Origin of the sequence: Flavobacterium succinicans LMG 10402 (assembly GCF_000611675.1) — a bacterium.
GTDB classification, from domain to species: Bacteria; Bacteroidota; Bacteroidia; order Flavobacteriales; family Flavobacteriaceae; genus Flavobacterium; species Flavobacterium succinicans.
This window is the reverse complement of record NZ_JATV01000012.1, coordinates 93,328-115,728: the sequence shown is the minus strand read 5'-3', so window position 1 is coordinate 115,728 and position 22,401 is coordinate 93,328. Positions and strand designations below refer to the sequence as shown.

Genomic DNA, 22,401 nt, shown 5'->3' with positions numbered 1-22,401 from the left:
TTCGTTTAAACAAGCCCTTTTTAAAACTTTTTTTGATTTATTTTTTAATAATTCAATAAAGCTCTGATAATCATTATTTAACCAAAACTTTACGAATTGAAAAAACTTCATTTTGAAAATTTCTTTTCTTTTGTATCAATCGCTTGCCAGTTTTTAAAAGAACGTTGCCGTTGTTGCGGGTGCAAAAGTAGACCCTTTTTTCGTTTAAACAAGCCCTTTTTAAAACTTTTTTTGATTTATTTTTTAATAATTCAATAAAGCTCTGATAATCATTATTTAACCCAAACTTTACGAATTGAAAAAACTTCATTATTCAACAACTAATCCTAAATCACTAGTAAAATACACTTTTCATACTCTATCTATACTTTATCCATACAGTATATATAGTGTATAAACAGCTTTTACAGTATAGAATATAGAGTTTGAGGCTAGAGGACAAAACCGCTCTCTTTATATTTATTTTATCTCCATACATATAAAGCATTAGTCTATATACAAGATTAGCGCTTAGATACGACTTTACGCGTTAGGGATAGTAGTGAAAAGCCCACAGACTAGTGTAGTGACAACGAAACTAGTCGAGGACTTGTAGCGAATAGCCCGGCTCCTTATATATAGTACCACCAAACTTCTGGCTTAAAACCAAACTTCTCTATATATAAGGAGAACGCCATAACAATTGTATACACCACGATTGCACTAAATGTATAGCCTGAGGATTTGTGCAGTAGAAAGGATGATGTATGAACTACATTGTAAGTCTAATGGAAATTAGTTACGCAACATCGCTTTCACCTCGGCCAAGTCTCCATCTATTGTTTCTGTTTTCAGTCCCAGAATTTCGGCAATTAAGGGATAAACACTAACATTACGAAATGATTTTACTTTTTTTCCTGTTTTAAAGTTGGGCCCTTTAGCGTAAAAAATTGCCTGCATATCTTGTATGTCGTTATCATAGCCATGTGTACCACCGCTAACTTTTTGATCGGGTTTATAAACCAAACTAAATCCTTCCTCGGCCTCTATCACAAAGTCGAGTGCTCTTGGATTGGCGCCAAAATGCAGTCGCTTAGGTACTTTTGCCGAAGGATACCATTTAATGTTAGGCACTTTTTTTAAAGCATTGGCAATAGCCTCAGTATATTCTGGTTTTGCTTCAAGACTCATAATGGGATTGATTACGGCAGCATATCCGTACCATTCTGGTTGAAGGTAATCGAGAATGGCTACTTTTTTGTCATTGCTAATTGATGCCATTCCGTGGTCTGAGAGCACAATGAGATTGATTTCTTTACCGATAGGAAGCGCATCAAGCCGCTGCATCAATTGTCCAATTACTGCATCCACTTCAGTAACTGTTTTTTTATTTTCGGCTGATAAAGGACCAAAATCATGCCCAGTTTTGTCGGGTTGATCAAAATACAAGGTGATTAAGTGTGGTCTTTCGGATTCTGATAGACTAAGCCAATCGATAACGGTATTAATACGACTTTCGTAACTTACTGTATCATCATATATTTTAAAGATACTCGGACTCTTTACTCCTGTATCCGAACCGGGCCAGTAGTAACAAGCGGTTTTTACTCCCTGCTGTTCCGCTAGGTTCCAAATCGGATTTCCTCCATAAAAATGCGCTTCTCTTTTGGCTGCCGTTTTTAAGGTAAATACTTTTTGTATCTCCTTATCATAAAAATTATTGTTTACTATTCCATGATGATCCGGGTATAATCCTGTGACAATGGAGTAATGATTAGGAAATGTTTTGGTAGGATAACTGGGCTGCATGGACTTGGCTTTTACACCATTTTGGGCCAAACGATCCAAATTTGGAGTATCAAATATATCGGGATAGTCCCATCTGAATCCGTCTAATGACACTAAAACGACATAGGGCTTGGCAACCTTCTGGCTAAACCCGTTGCAAAAAGAAAGCAAAAAAATGGATATTACTAGTATTCTCATGTTTAAAATTTGTCCACAAAGATACAACAAGACAGCAAAACAAAGCGATCCAAACCAAAATCAACCACAGTTAATAGCTGCGGTTGATGCTCGTACTTGAGATAGGCATGTGTTTTGATAGTATTACACTTATTAATAACTACTTAAACTTTTATTCCCATGTTAAAAAAGACCCTTTTAATAGAAAACAAATCTTCTATTTCAGCCAAAAATTTACAGCTCATTGTTAAATCAGAAACTAGAGAAGGAACGGTGCCCATTGAGGAAATCGGTTTTTTGGTTTTGGATCATCCTGAAATTTATATTAGTATTCCTGCTATGAATTTATTAATTGAGAACAATTCGGCAGTTATCATTTGCAATAAGAATCATCTACCCAATGGACAATTCTTAAACTTGAATAGCCATCATATCCAACAAGAAATCTTCAGAAATCAAATCGAAGCCTCCTTGCCCCTCAAAAAACAGTTGTGGCAACAGACCATTATTGAAAAAATTACTAACCAAGGTCTTTTACTCCACAAATTAACCAGCCAAAAAAACACCTTGGATTTTTTGGCTTCCAAAGTATTGAGTGGCGATAGTAGCAATATGGAAGGCGTTGCTGCGAGTCAATATTGGAAAAGCTTTTTTGAAACTACAGACATCGCCTTCAAAAGGGAACGATTTGGCGACTACCCTAATAATTTTCTCAATTATGGTTACGCCATTCTACGAGCAGCCACTGCAAGAGCCCTTTCGGGGAGTGGATTATTGAACACTTTGGGCATTCATCATAAAAGTAAATACAATGCTTTTGCTTTGGCAGATGATATAATGGAACCCTTTCGCCCGCTAGTAGATGAAAAGGTATTTGAAATCATAGAACAGTATGAAGAACAAGACCTCAACACCAAAATCAAAGCCGATTTATTGCAAATTCTAACACAAACCGTTTATTTTGAAGACGAAAAGAGTCCGTTGATGGTGGCGCTACAAAAAACCGCCAGTTCCTTGCAGCAATGCTATACTGGCGAACGCAAGAAAATAAAATATCCTAAATTATGGACTTAAACGGCTACCGAATTATGTGGTTATTTGTATTTTTTGACTTGCCCACCGAAACCAAAAAGGATAGAAGAAACGCTTCACAATTTAGAGGCCATTTGATCAAAGACGGTTTCAGTATGATGCAATTTTCGGTTTATATCCGGCATTGTGCCAGTAGTGAAAGTGCCGATGTGCACGAAAAAAGGATCCACCAACTCTTACCTCCTATGGGCAAAGTAAGTATACTGCGTATTACCGATAAACAATTTGGCAACATTATGAATTTCTGGGGCAAAGCCGAAGTACCAAAAGCTCCACAACCGACACAATTGGAACTGTTTTAATCTACAAAATAAAAAATGCCTCAATCTTGCTTTATCAGGGCAAAAAAGAGGCGTTTTTTTATACGATATTCCAAATTAATCTCTTGATTATTAGAAGGTAACAAACCAACTAATATCGTGTCTTCTAATCTTTAATCAAACCACAACTGAAAGCTATAGCATCCCTGCTGGGCGGATGCCCTACCTTTCAGTTGTGGTTTGGTGGTTTAAGAGTTTAAAAAACTTCATGTCAAAGAGCAATTCCAACTTTTTTTTACATTCCGATGGAGAAAAAAATACAACCAAAGCCACAAGTGTGAGTCCAACTTTGTAGATATAAAAAAACTATACCATATTTAATTTCCTTTTGAATTCTGCTAACATTTCTTCTTTAGTTTGTTTTTGTACTAAACCACTTTTGGAAGTTCTATCCAATTTAGCTTGAATTTTCTCTATTTGTTCTTTTGTTAGTTTTGATTCTTCCATAATTATATTTTTTCAAACTTACCCGAAGGCAATACTTTAAAATCAATTCCCTCAACAAATGCGTTAAATTGTCCTGGACTCATTTTTCTTGTCGGTTTATTTTCACCTAATTTAAAATCACCATCTGGTTTATACTTATCCTTTTTAATGTCATCTGCTTTTCTAGCTTCTTTAAAATATCTCAATTGAATTACACCAAACTCATAAATATTGTTTCCTGATTTAACTCTATTGATTGACAATCCTTCAATTATGTAAATTCTCCCTGTAAAATCATCGATATGACTGATGTCTAAAGGTTTTTCAAGAGCTTTATCATAAAAAATAACTTGCTGACCCTTTCTCAAAACAACATCTCTATTATTGCTTTTAGCAATTGGATATAATATTTTTTTTCCTTTAACTTCTTTTTCTTTGAATAAAGGATAAAACCCTTCTCCTGTTTTTTGCAATTTAGCTAAAGTAAAATTGTTAATCAACTCAAATTCTCGTTTCCCATCCAATTCATAAATTGCCATGGCATAATTCTCATCATTCTGACCATACACTTTTTGTTTGTGTTCGTGTCTCGATTTCGATAAATTACTGTGTTCTTTAATATGCAGCGGATTTTTTACGGAGTTGGCATACAATCTAACTTTGTTAATTGCAATACCTTTTTCTTCATTCATCCAAACTTTTTGATTGTCAGCCAATTTATTTTTTTGTTGTGGATTGGAAGAAATGAGCAATACTTTATTAGCAATGGCTTCTCTTACTTTTTCTTTTACCACTTCATCCACAATATTTTCAACATCTGTAGCCTTGATACTTTCTATATCTTTACGAATCACGTAACGGATTTCTTCTGGATTCAAAGGATTTTTAATGGCTCCGTAAATACTATCTTGATGCAAAGAACCTCGTACCGTATCGCCTTGCTGGACTCTAGGAATCCTCTTACCGTCAGTATTTAATTTATAAATTATTTTGCCATTTTCGTCTTTTTGAGGCACTTTTTTACCGTTTTCTTCTTGGGTCATTTCTGCCAAATACTGTTTTTGACCACGAATACGAATTATTTTCTTCGCCTGTTTTTTTACATTATCTGGGGTATGATGCGAAACCAAGATTTCTTCCTCTATTTTCTTAATATCTTCTGTGAAAGTAGACCAAGGTTTCGAGTCGGCTAATAATTTCCTAGCCAATGGTAGGTTTTCATTGTCTTCATCTGTCCAAGCTTTTGCCAAAACATCGTATTTGTCCTTAGTCATACAAGCAATAGTAATCGCATCTATCGTATGGTGCGTATGCTTACTACGGTCTTTTTCTACGTAATATTTTTTACCGTCTTTACTATAACTTTCCTGAATACCCCATATTTTTCTGAATTCGGCAACCATTCCCCCTTTTACACTTTCTACTCGAGAAAAATAAGAGTTTAGATACGCTCGAGAATACTTGGTAATAATTCCAGTGTCGGGGATTTGGCTATTTTTAAAACCTACTTTAGGCTCTTTCCAAACAAAGCGTGAATATTTCCCCTTGAGATAATCCCTTTTTAATGTTAAAAAATGTCTTCTTCTTATTTTTCTGTCTTTGGTATCTTTGGTTGCAGCGGCTTTTATACCTTTTGAAAGCTGTTCAATTTCCCACGAAAGTTTGTCGGCTTCAATGCGCCAATGGTCCACACGTTTAATAATTTCCTCGTGATTTGCCAATTCAATTGGCATTTTGTTTTTCTTAATTTCACGATTAAAACGCTGGCTACACAAGGTTTTATTCATTAAGGAATTATCTTGCGAGATACTTCTTGGCACGGTATGTTCGATATCATACTTCGGGTTTTCGCCAATAAAATCACAGATACTGATATTTTTACCCTCCTCATAGATTTCTTTCTTATCCTGTTCTATCCATAATTGATAGCGTAACAAATCATCTTCTGTAGGCTCAATCTCTTTATTAATTTCAGCCAAATACAAGGCCTTAATTTCTTTTCGAAATTCCTCTCTTTTGGTTTGGTTTTCTTTTTGAAAATCTTGAATTGCTTTTCGTTTATTCGCATCGTTTAACTCTCGAGCTAACTCAATGTGTACTCGCGTTTTTTCATCTACCAAACCTTCAATAATCAAAGTGTTTAAAACTTTACGTAACTGATGCAAAGCTCGCATTGCCATAGGATTTTTAATAGATGAAATTAATGGACTACCTAAAACAACTTTTTTATTACCAAACTCATCTTCAATTACTTTCTTTTTGAAAACATCAATATCTGATGGATGAAAAAGTTTATTCAACTTGCTAGGATTAGTGCAATAGATTTCACCATCTTCATTTTCACCTTTTAAAAATTCCAATACTTTCTCGTCTAAGCGCTTAACAGAAATGTATTCGTATTTCTTTAATTGTTCTATAAAAACTGGAAATAAATCGTTGACAATAGCTTCTTTGTTATCGATTTCTTTAAAAATAGAATTTACTTTTTTGACTAAATCTTCTTTATACGACTGTTCTGCTTCTAAAGAATAATAACAACTATTTAATTTACTATCTTTAATTAACCCGTTAACTATTTCTAATTTACTGTTTTCAAAAGTATTATTCTCGATAATTTCAGCGATTTTATTTTGAATGTACAGTCTTTCTTCTGGATTGTTCCAAATGTTTTCATCTACAATCTTTTCAATATTCGCCATAAATACCGCATGCGAATAGAGCAACCCTTGTTTGAGATAAGGAAGTATCTTATTAATCGCACTTAAACTCAAACTTGCAAAATCTTTTTTCAATCGGATTTTAGAAAATGATTTGGCTCTTTTTTCATCCAATCCTAATTTCTCTATTGCGTATTCTTCTAAATAAGCATCGGAGGTAGAAACAGTCAGCAAATGCCATAAATCTTTGTAATCTACCTCTCGGTTTACAAATTCGCCTTTACTATTTTTGGTTTCATATGTCCATGTTTTTGTATTCCATTCTTCGCCTAATACATTTTTTAAAGAGGCTGAAACCACACAACCAGCAACACTATCTATTGCTTTGTAATTAAAAATATACGAGGCAGTTTTTGCACTTGAAGACTTATAGAAATCAGGAGTATATCCTTTTGGAATAAGTTCTTTGGATAGGTCTTCGAAATTAAAGTTGTCTTTTTTTCTGAAAAACTTTGGAATTAATTGTTGCTTTTCTTCTATAGTTAAAAAACGTAATTGTTCTTCTTGTGGCGTTTTAATCTTAATCGTATTAAGATAAGACCACATACGATACGCTTCAAAATCAGGATGTGAAATAGCACAACGAGATTTGGTTTTATCCAAAGAACATTTCCCAATTAATCCTTTTTGTGATTTTAAAGGTCGTTGAAAAAATATGGCTCGATACAATTCTTTTGCCAATCCTGAATATCTTTTTTCAGGGATATTCTCACTAATGTCAATTGCACTTATTTTTTGTACTTCGCAAATTTTTTCAAATTCATTAAGATAATGAGCTTCTCGGGCTGTATAGTGATTTCTTATTTTCCCTTTGTTGTACAAACTATAGAAGTATTGACCCAAGGTCTCAAAGCAACCATCCTTCATTGCTTGAGAAATTTCTCCAATTTCTTGTTTTACCGCTCCTTGGTCTTCTTTCCAATTTAATCTAGCTATGATTTCTGTTTTAGCTTTTTCAAATTCATTTGCTTTAATTATTTTATCTAAAGCATTATATAGAGATTTAAGCTTCTTTTCACCCTCATCTAACTCTTTCGCATTTTTATCCAAAATGTCCAAGCCTTCAAAATATTCTTGGATTTCAATTTTTAAGTCGTTAATGGTTGTTGTTTCTTCAATTCTACTTTCAATGTTTGGAGCGTGAAGCTCAATTATACCTTCAGCAGATTGATCTAATCGATTACTTAAAAACCCTCTTCGTTGAGCCAAATGATAAAGCGCTCTTCCTACTTCATAAAGTGTAACTTTAGTTTTACTAGCCCTATCTCTAAAAACATAGGGGTTAATATTATGAACGTCATCTGTACGTAACCAATTTAAAAATTCAGGATTTAACGGATATTGCTTAAAACCTGATTTACGCCATGCTTCAACCTCGTCAAGAGATAATGGACACATACCATTTTTTGATAAAACCTTTAAAGTTTCATACTTACGAAGTTTCCTTCTGAATTTAATTTTACGTGCACTTCTATATCCAGTTCTTTCAGCCGCTCGAGAACTCTCTATACCTTTTTCAGATTTCACTCCTTCTGAAAATATTCTAACTCCTTTATCCACTAATGAAAACTCATTGCCTTCTTTATCCACAATCGCCCACCCTATCGAGTTCGTTCCCAAATCCAATCCCAATATTTTTGTCATAATACACTCTATTTTGTAAGAATTTTTAAAGCTATGAAAAAATAAATTAATCACATTACGGTTTTCCTCATAAGAACTCAAGTTTTTTTTCCTACATTTACCACAGATTAAAACTTCTAATCTTTAATCTTATCACAATAAGGCTATATGCCGTAGGTGAAAACCTTAAGTCCTGCTTCGGTGGGACTTTTTTTATTGACAAACTCCAACTTGTCACTCCATATTAAATTCTTACTTTTACTTTTCTAAAAAAAACACCTCTATGTCTGAATTATTTTCTTTTTTACTGGTTTTTATCGTTGCACTTGGCCTTGGATTTTTCATAGGAAAACTGTTGTTTTCAGCTCGTTTTGAGTCACAAAAAATAAGCTTGGAAGAGAAAATCAATGCTGTACAACATTTGCTGCAACAACAAAAAGAACAAGCTACAATCGATAAAACTACTTTCGAAAAACAATTGCAAAGTAGCCTTCAAGAAAAAGAAGCCATTCGAAATGAAAAAGATAGTTTGGCCATTCAGCTTTCTAAAAAAGAGGTAGATTTTGATAATTTACTAGAACGACATAAAGAACAAAAAAATGAAGTAGAACAACTTCAAGAAAAATTCACCAAAGAATTCGAAAATTTAGCCAACAAAATTCTAGACGAAAAATCGAATAAATTCACCGAACAGAATAAGGAAAACATGAAGAATATCTTGAGTCCGCTTCAAGATAAGATTCAGTTATTCGAGAAAAAAGTAGAAGATACCCATAAAGAAAGTATTGATTATCACGCGGCGTTACGTCAGCAAATTGTGGGTTTGCAACAAATGAATCTTCAAATGAGTAAAGAAACCTTAAACCTTACCAAAGCATTAAAAGGAGATAGTAAAATGCAAGGAAATTGGGGTGAACTCATATTGGAAAGGGTTTTGGAAAAATCGGGGTTGGAAAAAGACCGCGAATATTTTGTACAACAATCGCATACTACTTCTGAAGGAAGCAGAGTATTTCCCGATGTTGTTATCAATCTACCCGACGGCAAAAAAATGATTGTGGACTCTAAAGTGTCTTTGACCGCCTACGAAAAATACATTAATGAAGAAGACGATAATTTAAAGGCTGGATATCTAAAAGAACATATTCTCTCTATAAAGCGCCACGTAGAGCAATTAGGTGAGAAAAATTATCAGGATTTGTATCAGATGGAAAGTCCTGATTTTGTTTTGCTTTTCATTCCGATAGAGCCGGCATTTGCCATTGCACTAAATGAAGATACAGGCTTATACAATAAAGCCTTTGAGAAGAATATTGTGATCGTTACTCCATCGACTTTATTAGCCACATTACGCACCATTGACAGCATGTGGACCAACCAAAAACAACAAGAAAATGCGGTAGAAATTGCGCGCCAAGCGGGTGCTCTGTATGATAAATTTGAAGGATTTGTTGGCGATTTGATTAAAATTGGCAAAAAAATAGATGAAAGCAAAACAGAATACGGGGCCGCAATGAACAAGCTAGTAGAAGGCAAGGGTAATCTGATCACCAGTGTTGAAAAACTAAAAAAAATGGGAGCCAAAGCCAAAAAGGCATTACCAGAAAATGTATTAAAAAGAGCCGAAGCTGACTCAACAAACCTTTAAATGAATTCCGATGAAAAAAATTGCCGCTTTATTACTACTCACTGGAGTGCTAATCGTTTCTATTTATATGGCCTTTATTTATTACATTCCTGTTAGCGATGGCGTGCGTTCTGGAGAATTAATCCGTTTGAGTCATAAAGGTGTGGTCATCAAAACTTGGGAAGGCGAATTGAGCCAAGGCATTTCGGGAGCACAAATTTTTCGCTTTTCAGTTTTAGACAAAGACAAAGCAGTTATCGATAGTTTAAAAGTGTTACAAGGTCATTATGTTCGCTTAACCTATGAAGAAAAAAAGCGCACTTTTATGTGGTGGGGCGAAACTCGTTTTTTTATAACCTCAGTACAAAAAGAAGTCTCTCCATTTAATAATCGATAATTCATGACCCCTATATTCAAATCTGTTTCAGCTTCTCATATTACCATTTCTGAACTAATGCTCCCCTCGCACACCAATTTTAGCGGTAAAATCCATGGAGGATATATCTTATCGTTGCTAGACCAAATTGCTTTTGCAAGTGCTTCTAAATTTTCCGGACACTATTGTGTTACTGCTTCTGTTGATACAGTCAATTTTCTACAACCTATTGAAGTGGGCGAATTGGTCACTATGAAAGCCTCAGTGAACTATGTAGGTAGAAGTTCAATGATTGTAGGCATTAGAGTCGAATCCGAGAACATACAAACAGGCCTTGTCAAACATTGTAATTCGTCTTACTTTACGATGGTTGCCAAAAATGAATTAGGAAAAAGCGTCAGCGTACCCGGTTTAATTTTAAGAACCGAAAATGACGTACGCCGTTTTAGCAATTGTTTGAAGCAAATTGAACTCAAAAAAATCCACGAAGAACACGAAGAAGTGTTTGATTTTTATTCCCCAGAAAATCTAAAAAACATAACCAAATACAATATTAAGTTAGAATTATAACTTCATTAACAGACAAAGCGGTTAAAAAAAATTAATTTGCTCAACATACATATAAAGTGTAACTTTAAGTGAACCTATTGTTCATCACATGACAAAAAACACTTTGATTTTTCTCTGTATGTTCAGCCTGCTGGCGCAAGCTCAAAATGAATGGTCAACTACCAAAGGATCGATTCATTTTGAAGCCTCTGTACCTTTTTTTGAAGAAATCAAAGCAACAAATAACGAAGTATCTTGTTCGGTGATTTTAACCACAAATGAAATTAATTGTACCGTTTACATACAACAATTTCGGTTTAAACTCCCATTGATGCAACAACACTTCAATGAAAATTATTTAGAAAGTGACCGCTACCCCAAAGCCTCTTTTATTGGGAGAATAGAAAAATTAAATTATGAATCCCTTACAGAAAAACCCAACGAATATACCATTAAGGGCATCATTAAAATACATGGAAAATCGAAGCCTGTGTTTTGCAAAGCTTGGATCAACAAATCCAACAATGGCCTATCGCTTTCTACCACTTTTATTTTAAACACGGAAGATTTTAACATAAAAATACCCGTAATTATTACCTCAAAAATATCAAAACAAGTTAGCACCACCCTCAAGGTAACGCTAACAGAATAAAAAACAACACAATGAATCGAATACAAAGTTTTTTAGATCTACACACTGGCGAAGAAGACAAACAAAAAGTACTTGAAAACGTAAAAGCCAACATCTCTTTTAGGGGATCTACTGTTTGGATTTTGGCTTGTGCCATAGTCGTAGCGTCAGTAGGTTTAAATGTAAATTCAACTGCAGTGATTATTGGTGCGATGTTGATCTCGCCGTTAATGGGACCGATTGTTGGCGCAGGTTTTAGTTTAGGTATATTTGACTTTGAATTACTAAAGAAAGCCGCCAAAAATCTCTTGATTGCGACTCTTGTAAGTTTGTTAGTATCGACTATTTATTTCATGCTAACGCCTTTTAAAGAAGCCCAAAGTGAGCTTTTAGCACGTACAGCGCCCAATATTTACGATATTCTTATAGCCTTTTTTGGAGGATTAGTTGGCGTTATAGCCATTACGCGAGTTGAAAAAGGAAATCCGATTCCTGGTGTTGCAATTGCCACAGCTTTAATGCCGCCATTGTGCACTGCTGGTTACGGACTAGCTATCGGGAATTGGAAATATTTTCTTGGGGCACTTTTTTTGTACACCATCAACTGTGTTTTTATCTGTATTTCAACCTTTGTAATTGTAAAATATCTTAAATATCCTGAAGTCAAAATTGTTGATCAACGCTACCGTAAGAAAATAAAATACACCATTTCGACCATAATCTTATTACTGATTTTGCCAAGTGTGTATTTTGCTTACTTATTAGCTCAAGAAAAAAAATACCATCAAAGGATTGAATTGTATTTAAATCAAGAATTTATAGAGAACGGCTTCACTATTGTCTATCAAAAAATAAATTACAAAGCCAATCCCAAAAGCATCGAGTTGGCCTTTCTAAATAAAAAAGTAAGTAGTCAGGAGGAAAAAAAACTGAATGCTTCTCTAAAAAAATACAAAATAGAAAACACTAAACTTATCATCAAACAAGATACGACCGACATAAAGAAGTTAATTTCCGAGAATTATATCAACGAGAATTCGAAGGAAACCAAAAAAGATTTAATCATTGTGAATTTAAAGAATAAACTAAAAAGCAACTCATTTGACAATAAAGGATTAAGAGGAGAAATTAGCATTTTATTTCCAGATATAACCAACCTTTCTATTGCCAATCATACGTACAACGAAAACACGGATAGTACACTTATCAAAACCGTAGCGGTATATAACAGCAGAAAGCCTTTGACTACCAATGATGAAAAAAAACTAAAAGAATGGCTAAAGAAAAGAGTTCAAAAAAACAATGTAATTCTACTCCGAGAAAATTAATGGATTAGACTTACTTCTATACTAAACAGCAATTTTTTCATCTCGCTATTTGGGCGTTACTACAAGGGTCGGGCTTTTTCGTTACAATCTTTTTGAGACCGAAAAAGCCTAAAAAAGGATTTTCACTGCAAACGAAGTTCACTGAACTCCTATGAAAATAGCATGAGTGAAGTAATGCCTAACGCAAAAAATGCTAATAAAAAGACAATTGGTCTATTTCAGTACACGATTAACTTGTGCAAAGTTTCGTTGGTAATAATTTTCTTTTGTTGAAGAAATAATCACACCGTTAGATGTAGAAGAGTGAATAAATTTAATTTCGTTACCTTCGACTTCTACTACCATTCCCACATGGTTAATACGACCACTACCACGAGTTTTAAAGAAAATCAGATCCCCTTTTTGAGCTTCTTGGGGTGCTATTTTTAAACCAACATTGGCTTGTTCGAAAGAAGATCTAGGCAATTTAATATCAAAGGCATCAAAGGTTGTATACATCAATCCTGAACAATCAAAACCTGCTCTTGAAGTACCACCAGATCGGTAACGAATGCCTAAATTATCAGAAGCTTTTTCTATTAAATGATCCGCAACTGCAAAATCTCCAAAAAATTTAGTAGCACTTTCTTCATTAGAAGATACTACCTCGTTTTTAGTACTTCCGATCGCAATTGCATCTGTAGTTGAAGACGTACCCTCATTTATTTTTAAAACCAAACCAACTCTAAGCGTGTTTTTAATCGAAGGATTTAAACGTTCTAATTCGGCAACAGTGATATTGTACTTCTTTGCAATTCCAAATTTTGTTTCTTTTGGCAAAACTTGATGCACTGAGGCATCAACTGATTTAGTTACAGTTGTACCGTTTTCTGTAGTTGCGTTTTCAACTTTTGTAACAGCCTGATCTTGTACTTCCAAAGCAACAGCTCCTAGAGTAGTAGCAGAAGACGGCTCACCGACAGGTACTGCAGTCACTTGTTTATCCTGTAAAGGGACATTCAACATTTGTCCAATGGCCAAGTTTTTATTAATTAGATTGGGATTTAATTGCTCCAATTCTGCAACTGAAATATTATATTTTTTAGATACTCCATACTTGGTTTCCGTTGCCAATACTGTATGAGGTTGAACGGCTTTGTGTTCGGCAACAATAGCACTTACATTTTGAGTTTCCTTACTACTTGCAGCATTTTCATTTATGAGACTAACACTATCTCTATCCACAACCGCCACTTCAGGACTTAGCACAAAATTTGCAGGAACAATGAGTTTAATTTTCTTTCCTACTTTTAAACCCACTAGATCAATCGATGGATTACTTTTTTTAATATCATCAACTGAGAGACTATGTTTTTTGGCAATCCCATACAAAGTTTCTTTGGGTAAAACTTCATACTCAATTGTTTTGGAACGTTTCATTTTGGCCGCTAATTCTTTTTGAGCCAACTCTTTTTTATAGTTTTTATTTGGAATTTTCAAAACCGATTTCAATTTTAAAACTCCTGAAGCTTTTGGATTCAATTCAAAAATAACCTTTTGACTTACATGGTATTTTTCGGCTATTGTTGAAATGGTTTCACCTTGTGAAATTTGATGTTGAATGTATTTTTCTTGCGAAAAAAGAGTAGAGGTAGCAGTACTAAAAAACAATAAAATTAAGCCAAAATATTTCATGAATTTTTCTTTAAAAATTGGGGGCGATTTTTATCAAAAACGGAGTTAATCTAAATTTCACACAAAAAAAGCATGATTTTATACGCAAAAAACAAACTTTTCTCAACAATTACAAATATACTTATTTAACTAAATAATAGTGTTAAAAACACAATAAATTAGAGCTGCATTTAACAAAGAAAAATAAAAAAGCCTGAGTTTAAAACTCAGGCTTTACAGTTAAAATACAGCAATTAATTAAATCAACTGCTTATTTGAGGGTGTGAATTTAGTCAAATTGATTCCTTTAACAGCCGCTATGTATTCTTCAATAGTTGGTGTTCTACCCAACACGGTTGAAAGCACTACTACAGGCGTAGAAGACAATAAAGATTCTCCTTTTTTACCATCAGCATCCTCCACCACTCTTCCTTGAAACAGACGCGTTGAAGTAGCCATCACCGTATCACCTTTTTCAGCTTTTTCTTGGTTACCCATACAAAGATTACAACCTGGTCGCTCTAAATACAACATATTCTCGTATTTAGTTCGTGCTGCACCTTTAGGTGCGTTATCATCAAACTCAAACCCAGAATATCTTTTTAGCACTTCCCAATCACCTTCGGCTTTTAATTCATCTACTATGTTGTACGTTGGCGGAGCTACTACAAGTGGTGATTTGAATTCAACTTTGCCTTGTTGTGCTTCAACATTCTTAAGCATTTGAGCCAAAATTTTCATATCTCCTTTATGAACCATACAAGAACCTATGAATCCAAGATCTACTTTTTTAGTACCACCATAAAAAGATAATGGTCTGATCGTGTCATGGGTATAACGCTTAGAAACATCCACATTATTCACATCTGGATCCGCAATCATTGGTTCAACAATTTGATCCAAATCAATCTCTACTTCCGCATAATACTTAGCTGTTGCATCTGGTCTCAAGGCAGGTTTCTCTCCCGATGTAATCTCAGCAATTCTAACATTCGCTTTGTCAATTAAGCCTTGAAGCACTTTATTTGCATTATCCATCCCTTTATCAATCATGATTTGGATTCTGCTTTTAGCAATCTCCAACGATTCGATTAAAGTTGCGTCCTCAGAAATACAAATAGCCGCTTTTGCTTTCATTTCAGCAGACCAATCCGTAAAAGTAAAGGCTTGATCAGCTGTAAGCGTGCCCAAGTGAACCTCGATTACACGACCTTGAAATACATTTTCGCCACCAAATTTCTTAAGCATTTGTGCTTGTGTAGCATGTACCACATCACGAAAATCCATGTATTCTTTCATCGTTCCTTTAAAAGTCACTTTTACTGAATCCGGAATTGGCATAGACGCCTCGCCTGTAGCCAAAGCCAACGCAACAGTACCAGAGTCTGCTCCAAATGCAACGCCTTTAGACATTCTAGTATGCGAGTCACCACCGATAATGATAGCCCAATCATCTATAGTAATATCGTTCAATACTTTATGGATAACATCCGTCATAGCATGATATACACCTTTAGGATCACGACCCGTGATCAATCCAAAGTCATTCATAAATTTCATCAATTTTGGGATATTAGCCTGCGCTTTTTTATCCCAAACCGAAGCTGTATGACATCCCGATTGATACGCACCGTCTACTATTGGCGATATTACAGTTGCCGCCATAGACTCTAATTCCTGAGCAGTCATCAAACCTGTCGTATCTTGTGAACCTACAATATTCACCGTAACTCTCACATCAGAGCCTGCATGTAATACTTTTTTAGAAATAGTACCTACAGCATTTTTGTTAAATATTTTTTCTACAGCCGTAAGCCCCTGCCCTTCAATAGTTATTTCTTTGGACGGAGCATACACTAACGGAATATCAATCCCTAAAAGATTAGCGGCAAATGTTTGTAGTTTTTTTCCAAACACAATAGCATACGATCCTCCAGCTTTAATAAATTCCATTTTTTGAGGAGTAAAAGCTTTTGAAATATCAATAAGTTCTTGGTCTCCTTTATATAATTTCTTTTTCTTTGTATTAATCGTAAGCACTGTTCCTGTGGCTACAGAATATACTTCTTCTAAAATAGGGTCACCGCTTTCGTTCAACACGGGTTTTCCATCTGCATCTAATTTTTTAACCCAGTTTTTCAAATCAATCCCAATTCCTCCAGTAACATCTACTGTAGTTAGAAAAATAGGTGAAATTCCATTGGTTCCTCCAACAATAGGCGCAAAGTTTACAAAGGGTACATAAGGACTAGATTGCTTACCCGTCCAAAGTGCCACGTTGTTTACACCTGACATTCTTGAAGACCCTACACCCATGGTACCTTTTTCAGCAATTAGCATCACTGATGCATCAGGATGTTGTGCTTGTAAGGCTTTGATTTCTTCTTGGGCCTGAGGTGTTATCATGCATTTTCCATGCAACTCACGATCCGATCTAGAGTGTGCTTGATTTCCTGGAGAAAGTAAATCTGTAGAAATATCTCCTTCACCAGCAATAAATGTAACCACTTTAACCTCTTTAGTCACTTCTGGTAATTGAGTAAAAAACTCAGCCTTTGCGTAACTTTTAATAATATCAATTACAATCTCATTTCCATTCTCATAGCCTTCTTTAAGTCTCGCCATATCTGCATCGTAAAGATACACTTGTGTTTTTAAAACTTTAGCTGCTTCGATGGCTATAGCTTTATCTTCCCCTAAAACTAAGTCAAGTAAAACTTTAATAGAAGGACCACCTTTCATGTGCGATAACAATTCAAAAGCAAAAGAAGGTTGTATTTCTTCAACTACTACTTCTCCAAGAATAATTTCTTTTAAAAACTTCGCCTTAACATGAGCCGCACTAGTAGTTCCTGGTATGGTATTATAAATAAAAAACTGCAGCGAATCTTTACGATCTACATGATTTACATCTTTAATTTGTGCAATAATCTCAGACAACAATTCTGCACCATCAATAGGTTTAGGATGTAGCCCTTGTAGTTTTCGTTCTTCGATTTCTTTAATGTAATCGCTATAAGTGTTCATAATGAAAAGGTTTATAAAGTTAATGGCTAATTGTACTTATTTTTCGATTACCAAAAGCCATAAATAAGGTTTTAAATTGCATGAGCAAAGCTAGGAATTAAAGCGGAAACTTAAAAAAAATTTAATAGAAGTCTTATTTTTGAAAATTATTATTACCAAAACAACTCAAACATTATCTTTTATTAATAAAAATTTATTTTTTTATTAAAATATTATGTATTCAGTATTTAAAGAAGGTATTTTTAAGAATTTCAAAATACAGCACAGCTAAAAAAAAGGCTCTTAGCTATCATTTTAACTAAGAACCTTTCTAAATAACAAAACTACAACGTTATAAAAGCTTTGCTATGATCATTTCTTCAGAAATTCCTTCTGCATCGGCTTTATAATTTTTGATGATTCTATGGCGCAAAATTCCAACTGCAACAGCCTTCACATCTTCAATATCTGGAGAAAACTTTCCATGAAATGCTGCATTGGCTTTGGCCGCAATAATTAAGTTTTGTGACGCTCTAGGGCCTGCTCCCCAATCTAGGTAATTCTTTACAAACTCATTCGACAACGGATTATTTGGACGCGTTTTACTAACCAACGTTACCGCATACTCAATAACATTATCCGCAACAGGAATACGACGAATTAGATGTTGGTATTCAATAATTTCTTCAGCACTAAACAAAGGATTAATCGTTAATTTAACATCAGAAGTAGTGTTTTTTACCACTTGCACTTCTTCCAAAAAAGAAGGATAATCTAACTTGATCGCAAACATAAAACGATCCAACTGTGCTTCTGGCAAAGGATAAGTACCTTCTTGCTCAATTGGGTTTTGAGTAGCTAATACAAAATAAGGCAAATCTAATTTATAGTTATGCCCTGCAATAGTCACCGCACGTTCCTGCATGGCTTCCAACAAAGCTGCTTGCGTTTTTGGAGGCGTTCTATTAATTTCATCTGCCAAAATGATATTCGAAAAAACAGGTCCTTTAATAAATTTAAACTGTCGATTTTCATCTAAAATTTCACTCCCTAAAATATCAGAAGGCATTAAATCAGGTGTAAATTGAATTCGCTTGAAATCTAAACCTAGTGCTTGCGCCAGTGTATTTACCATTAATGTTTTGGCCAAACCTGGCACTCCAACAAGCAATGCATGGCCACCTGAGAATATAGAAAGTACAATTTGATCAATCACATCGTCTTGACCTACAATTATTTTAGCAATTTCAGTTTTGAGTTGGTTTCGCTTTTGAACTAAAGCATGAATCGCATCGACATCCGACATATAAATGGATTTAAATTAAAAAAGAGTTAGTACTATGAAATCATAAAACTAACTCTTTTTATTTATTTTATAAAAATTATTTTTTCAACCAGTTATTGGTAAAAGCACAATCTCTGTACTCTCCGTTGATCTTAATATAGGTTTCTTTAATTTTTTCATCAAACCATTTCCCTACTGCTTTGATCTGTTTTTCTTTCAAAGCTAAATCTTTAATTTTGATGTAGTCTTTGGAGTAGTCGGCGGTATGTTCGTCGATTCTATTGGTAACAGTTATAATTTTAAAAGTCTTTTTCCCTTGATCCTCTTCTAGAAAAGGCTGAGAAATTTCTTGATCTTTAAGATTAGAAACCCTGCTATACAAACTTGGATCCATTTTGGTCAATTCAAAACGAGTATCTTGTGTTTTTGGATTAATCAAAGCACCTCCATTAGCTCTTGTTTCTTTTTCATCTGATAGTGTTCTTGCCGCTTCTGCGAAAGTAATATCCTTATCTACGATTCTTTTTCTAATCAAATCGATTTTCTCTTTGGCTTCTTTAACGGATACCTCTGAAACGGTTGGAGTGAGTAGAATATGACGCAATTCTAATTCTTGTCCTTTTATCTTTTCTACCAAAATGATATGAAACCCAAAAGTAGTTTCAAATGGTTCTGAAATTTCGCCTTCCGCTAACTTAAAAGCAACTTCTTTAAATTCCTTAACAAAAGGGGTTTTCCTGTTGATTTTATAAAACCCACCAGTTCTTCTTCCGTCTGGATCCTGAGTATACAAAACTGCTTTCGTAGAAAAACTAGCACCTGCTTCAACCTCTTTTTTAAATCCTTTTAAACGGTCAATTACTTTTTGCTTGTCTTCTTGAGTCACTACTGGTGCGACTACAATTTGAGCTACTTCCATCTCCGCTCCGAAAAAAGGTAAATCTGCTTTAGGAATAGCTTTAAAGTAATTACGAACTTCTTCCGGTGTAATCTCCACACCATCAACAATTTTTTTACCCATTTCTGAGCTTAATTTTTGTTCCTTTAGTACATCAAAAAAAGTCGATCTTAAATCTTCTTCAGTTCCTTTTTTGTACATGGCAATCACTTTATCCATGGATCCTAGACTTTCTACCATATAATTCAAACGCTCTTCCATCATTCCTTTGATCTCAGCGTCAGAAACTACAATACTGTCTTGAATGGCTTGATGCGCGTACAATTTATCTTCCAATAATTTACCCAGCATCTGGCATCTAGTAATCCCGCTTACCGATCCTCCTCCGGCTGTTATCTCTAAAAATGATTTGTCTATATCAGAATCTAAAACAATATAATCACCAACCGTTGCAATAACTCCGTCCACTTTTTGACGCTTAGATCGGACTTCTTCAACCTTATCAATTGCTTTATCTTTTATTATTTCCTGTGCCACTGCAGCAGAAGAAAACAGAATAACTAAACAGAAAGGAAGTGCAAAATTGTATTTTAAAAACTTCATCGAAAAAAGGTTAAATTTATGGGTGTTATATTTTTTTTTTGAATTACTAAAGTCTGTAGCATAAAGCAAAACAGCACAACCTTAACTAAATAAGTAAACTCTTAAAAGGCTATACTCTTTTGTTAAATGACAAGTAAATTGCAAACAAAAATAACAATTCAAAGAGATAATACAACTATCCCACCTACTATTAACATAAAATTATTACGTTAATTGATATAGTAATCACTACACCTGCTAATTTGACAATAGAAATAGCCTTACATTTTTTTAAATCGCATATTTAAATAGTATTTTTGCAAACTATTTAGAGTATATATGAGTTTTTTAAAAGAAATACAACGCAGAAGAACATTTGGCATCATTTCACATCCTGATGCTGGAAAAACGACACTAACCGAAAAATTATTGCTTTTTGGAGGGGCCATTCAAGAGGCTGGGGCCGTTAAAAACAATAAAATCAAAAAAGGGGCTACAAGTGACTTTATGGAAATTGAGCGCCAAAGAGGAATCTCTGTTTCTACTTCGGTATTGGCCTTTAATTATAAAGAAAAAAAAATCAATATCTTGGACACGCCAGGTCACAAGGATTTTGCCGAAGACACCTTCCGCACCTTGACGGCTGTTGATAGTGTAATTGTAGTAATTGACGTTGCAAAAGGAGTCGAAGAACAAACCGAGAAATTGGTCGCTGTTTGTAGAATGAGAAACATTCCGATGATTGTTTTCATTAACAAATTAGACCGTGAAGGTAAAGATGCCTTTGATTTGATGGATGAAGTAGAACAAAAATTAGGTCTTACTGTAACGCCATTGAGTTTCCCAATTGGTATGGGGTATGATTTTCAAGGTATCTACAACTTATGGGAACAAAACATTAATCTTTTTAGTGGAGATAGCCGCAAAAATATTGAAGAAACCATCGCTTTCTCAGACGTACAAAGTCCTGAGTTAGAAAAAATAATTGGTCAAAAACCAGCAGACAAACTTCGCGAAGAATTAGAATTGATTGACGAGGTATATCCAAAATTTGACCGTCAGGATTATTTAGATGGAAAATTACAACCTGTCTTTTTTGGTTCAGCTTTGAATAATTTTGGGGTAAGAGAATTATTAGATTGCTTCGTAGCCATCGCTCCTTCGCCAAGAGCAAAAGAGTCTGAAACTAGATTAGTAGATCCGAAAGAAGAAAAGATGGCTGGCTTTGTGTTTAAAATTCATGCTAACATGGATCCTAAACACCGAGATCGCTTGGCGTTTATAAAAATTGTTTCTGGAACTTTTGAAAGAAACAAACCTTACTATCATGTTCGTCAAAAGAAAAATCTAAAATTTTCTAGCCCGAATGCCTTTTTTGCTGAGAAAAAAGAAATCGTTGACATCTCCTATCCTGGTGATATTGTCGGTCTTCATGACACAGGTAATTTCAAAATTGGTGACACCTTAACCGAAGGAGAAATCATGAGTTTTAAAGGTATTCCAAGTTTCTCACCAGAACACTTTAGATACATCAACAACGCAGATCCATTAAAAGCAAAACAACTAGACAAAGGAGTGGACCAATTAATGGACGAAGGTGTCGCGCAATTATTCACCCTTGAAATGAACAATCGTAAAATCATTGGTACGGTTGGAGCGCTACAGTATGAAGTTATTCAATACCGTTTAGAGCATGAATATGGTGCAAAATGTACCTATGAGAACTTTCCGGTTCACAAAGCATGTTGGGTAAAGCCTGATGATGCTAAAAATGAGGAGTTCAAAGAATTTAAACGTATCAAACAAAAATTTTTGGCCAAAGACAAATACAATCAATTAGTATTTCTGGCCGATTCGGATTTTACTATTCAAATGACACAAAGTAAATTTCCAAGTGTAAAATTATTTTTCACTTCAGAATTTGAATAATACAAGAAAGCCAACTATAAAAAGTTGGCTTTTGTTTTACTTATAATTCCAAACAAAAAAAGACTTCATAACGAAGTCTTTTTTGTATTTAAGCTTGTCCAGCTGGACCAAAATTTAAAGGAATTGGCGCTTGTTCAGTATCTTTGATTTCCCCATTAGCCAATTCAAAACGATGTACATTATCAGCCAATGCCTTTATTAATCTTTTGGCATGTTGAGGCGTTAGAACAATTCGTGATTTTACTTTAGCTTTAGGCAAACCTGGCATGATACTTACAAAATCCAAAACAAACTCAGAAGAAGAATGATTGATAATTGCTAAGTTAGAATACACTCCTTCAGCAATCGTTTCGTCTAACTCAATATTAATTTGCTCTTGTTGTTCTTTCATCTTATAGAAAATTTAATGATTAGT

The 22,401-nt window shown here is 34.5% G+C and carries 16 protein-coding genes; 8 read left to right on the top strand and 8 right to left on the bottom strand.

Features of this window, described 5'->3' with window-relative positions; translation table 11 throughout:
- Positions 1-774: 774 nt before the first annotated feature.
- Positions 775-1,965, bottom strand: a complete 1,191-nt coding sequence (locus tag AO58_RS0112790; RefSeq protein WP_024982079.1) for an alkaline phosphatase family protein — start codon at positions 1,963-1,965, stop codon at positions 775-777.
- Positions 1,966-2,124: 159 nt separating this feature from the next.
- On the opposite strand from AO58_RS0112790, the gene cas1 reads away from it, so the two are divergent.
- Both cas1 and cas2 read left to right on the top strand, forming a co-directional pair.
- Positions 2,125-3,018 carry a type II CRISPR-associated endonuclease Cas1 gene (gene cas1, locus AO58_RS0112780; RefSeq protein ID WP_024982078.1) on the top strand — a complete coding sequence of 298 codons (894 nt, stop codon included), beginning with the start codon at positions 2,125-2,127 and terminating at the stop codon, positions 3,016-3,018.
- A complete protein-coding gene (gene cas2, locus AO58_RS0112775) occupies positions 3,009-3,338 on the top strand; it encodes a CRISPR-associated endonuclease Cas2 (RefSeq protein ID WP_024982077.1) in 330 nt (109 codons plus the stop codon). Before cas1 ends, cas2 begins: the two co-directional genes overlap by 10 nt.
- 324 nt (positions 3,339-3,662) lie before the next feature.
- Here cas2 and AO58_RS18030 read toward each other — a convergent pair whose 3' ends face one another.
- Entirely contained in the window at positions 3,663-3,803 is a 141-nt protein-coding gene (locus AO58_RS18030) for a hypothetical protein (protein WP_155959422.1), read from the bottom strand.
- 2 nt (positions 3,804-3,805) lie between these two features.
- Positions 3,806-8,143 carry a type II CRISPR RNA-guided endonuclease Cas9 gene (gene cas9 / locus AO58_RS0112760; protein ID WP_024982076.1) on the bottom strand — a complete coding sequence of 1,446 codons (4,338 nt, stop codon included), beginning with the start codon at positions 8,141-8,143 and terminating at the stop codon, positions 3,806-3,808.
- A 262-nt stretch (positions 8,144-8,405) separates the two neighbouring features.
- Between cas9 and AO58_RS17270 the strand changes: the two genes are divergently transcribed.
- The 5 genes from AO58_RS17270 to AO58_RS0112735 all read left to right on the top strand — a co-directional run bounded on the left by AO58_RS17270 (position 8,406) and on the right by AO58_RS0112735 (position 12,633).
- A complete protein-coding gene (locus tag AO58_RS17270) occupies positions 8,406-9,770 on the top strand; it encodes a DNA recombination protein RmuC (protein ID WP_035717779.1) in 1,365 nt (454 codons plus the stop codon).
- 10 nt (positions 9,771-9,780) lie between these two features.
- Entirely contained in the window at positions 9,781-10,146 is a 366-nt protein-coding gene (locus AO58_RS0112750; RefSeq protein WP_024982075.1) for a hypothetical protein, read from the top strand.
- 3 nt (positions 10,147-10,149) lie between these two features.
- Complete coding sequence (locus AO58_RS0112745) at positions 10,150-10,695, top strand: acyl-CoA thioesterase (protein WP_024982074.1); 546 nt, start codon at positions 10,150-10,152, stop codon at positions 10,693-10,695.
- An 88-nt stretch (positions 10,696-10,783) separates the two neighbouring features.
- Complete coding sequence (locus AO58_RS0112740; protein ID WP_024982073.1) at positions 10,784-11,326, top strand: YceI family protein; 543 nt, start codon at positions 10,784-10,786, stop codon at positions 11,324-11,326.
- A gap of 11 nt (positions 11,327-11,337) precedes the next feature.
- Complete coding sequence (locus AO58_RS0112735) at positions 11,338-12,633, top strand: TIGR00341 family protein (RefSeq protein WP_024982072.1); 1,296 nt, start codon at positions 11,338-11,340, stop codon at positions 12,631-12,633.
- A 213-nt stretch (positions 12,634-12,846) separates the two neighbouring features.
- Here the strand turns inward: AO58_RS0112735 and AO58_RS17830 are convergent, their stop codons facing one another.
- From AO58_RS17830 to AO58_RS0112715, 4 genes are all read right to left on the bottom strand, one after another.
- Entirely contained in the window at positions 12,847-14,307 is a 1,461-nt protein-coding gene (locus AO58_RS17830; protein WP_024982071.1) for a peptidoglycan endopeptidase, read from the bottom strand.
- Positions 14,308-14,544: 237 nt separating this feature from the next.
- The gene (locus AO58_RS0112725) at positions 14,545-17,313 is read right to left on the bottom strand and encodes a bifunctional aconitate hydratase 2/2-methylisocitrate dehydratase (RefSeq protein ID WP_024982070.1); all 2,769 of its coding nucleotides are present in this window, start codon (positions 17,311-17,313) and stop codon (positions 14,545-14,547) included.
- 331 nt (positions 17,314-17,644) lie between these two features.
- The gene (locus tag AO58_RS0112720) at positions 17,645-18,598 is read right to left on the bottom strand and encodes an AAA family ATPase (protein WP_024982069.1); all 954 of its coding nucleotides are present in this window, start codon (positions 18,596-18,598) and stop codon (positions 17,645-17,647) included.
- Positions 18,599-18,674: 76 nt separating this feature from the next.
- Entirely contained in the window at positions 18,675-20,078 is a 1,404-nt protein-coding gene (locus AO58_RS0112715; RefSeq protein WP_024982068.1) for a peptidylprolyl isomerase, read from the bottom strand.
- A gap of 318 nt (positions 20,079-20,396) precedes the next feature.
- Between AO58_RS0112715 and AO58_RS0112710 the strand changes: the two genes are divergently transcribed.
- Complete coding sequence (locus tag AO58_RS0112710; protein ID WP_024982067.1) at positions 20,397-21,986, top strand: peptide chain release factor 3; 1,590 nt, start codon at positions 20,397-20,399, stop codon at positions 21,984-21,986.
- An 88-nt stretch (positions 21,987-22,074) separates the two neighbouring features.
- On the opposite strand, the gene AO58_RS0112705 is transcribed toward AO58_RS0112710, so the two are convergent.
- Positions 22,075-22,377 carry a DUF3467 domain-containing protein gene (locus AO58_RS0112705; protein ID WP_024982066.1) on the bottom strand — a complete coding sequence of 101 codons (303 nt, stop codon included), beginning with the start codon at positions 22,375-22,377 and terminating at the stop codon, positions 22,075-22,077.
- Positions 22,378-22,401 lie beyond the last annotated feature (24 nt).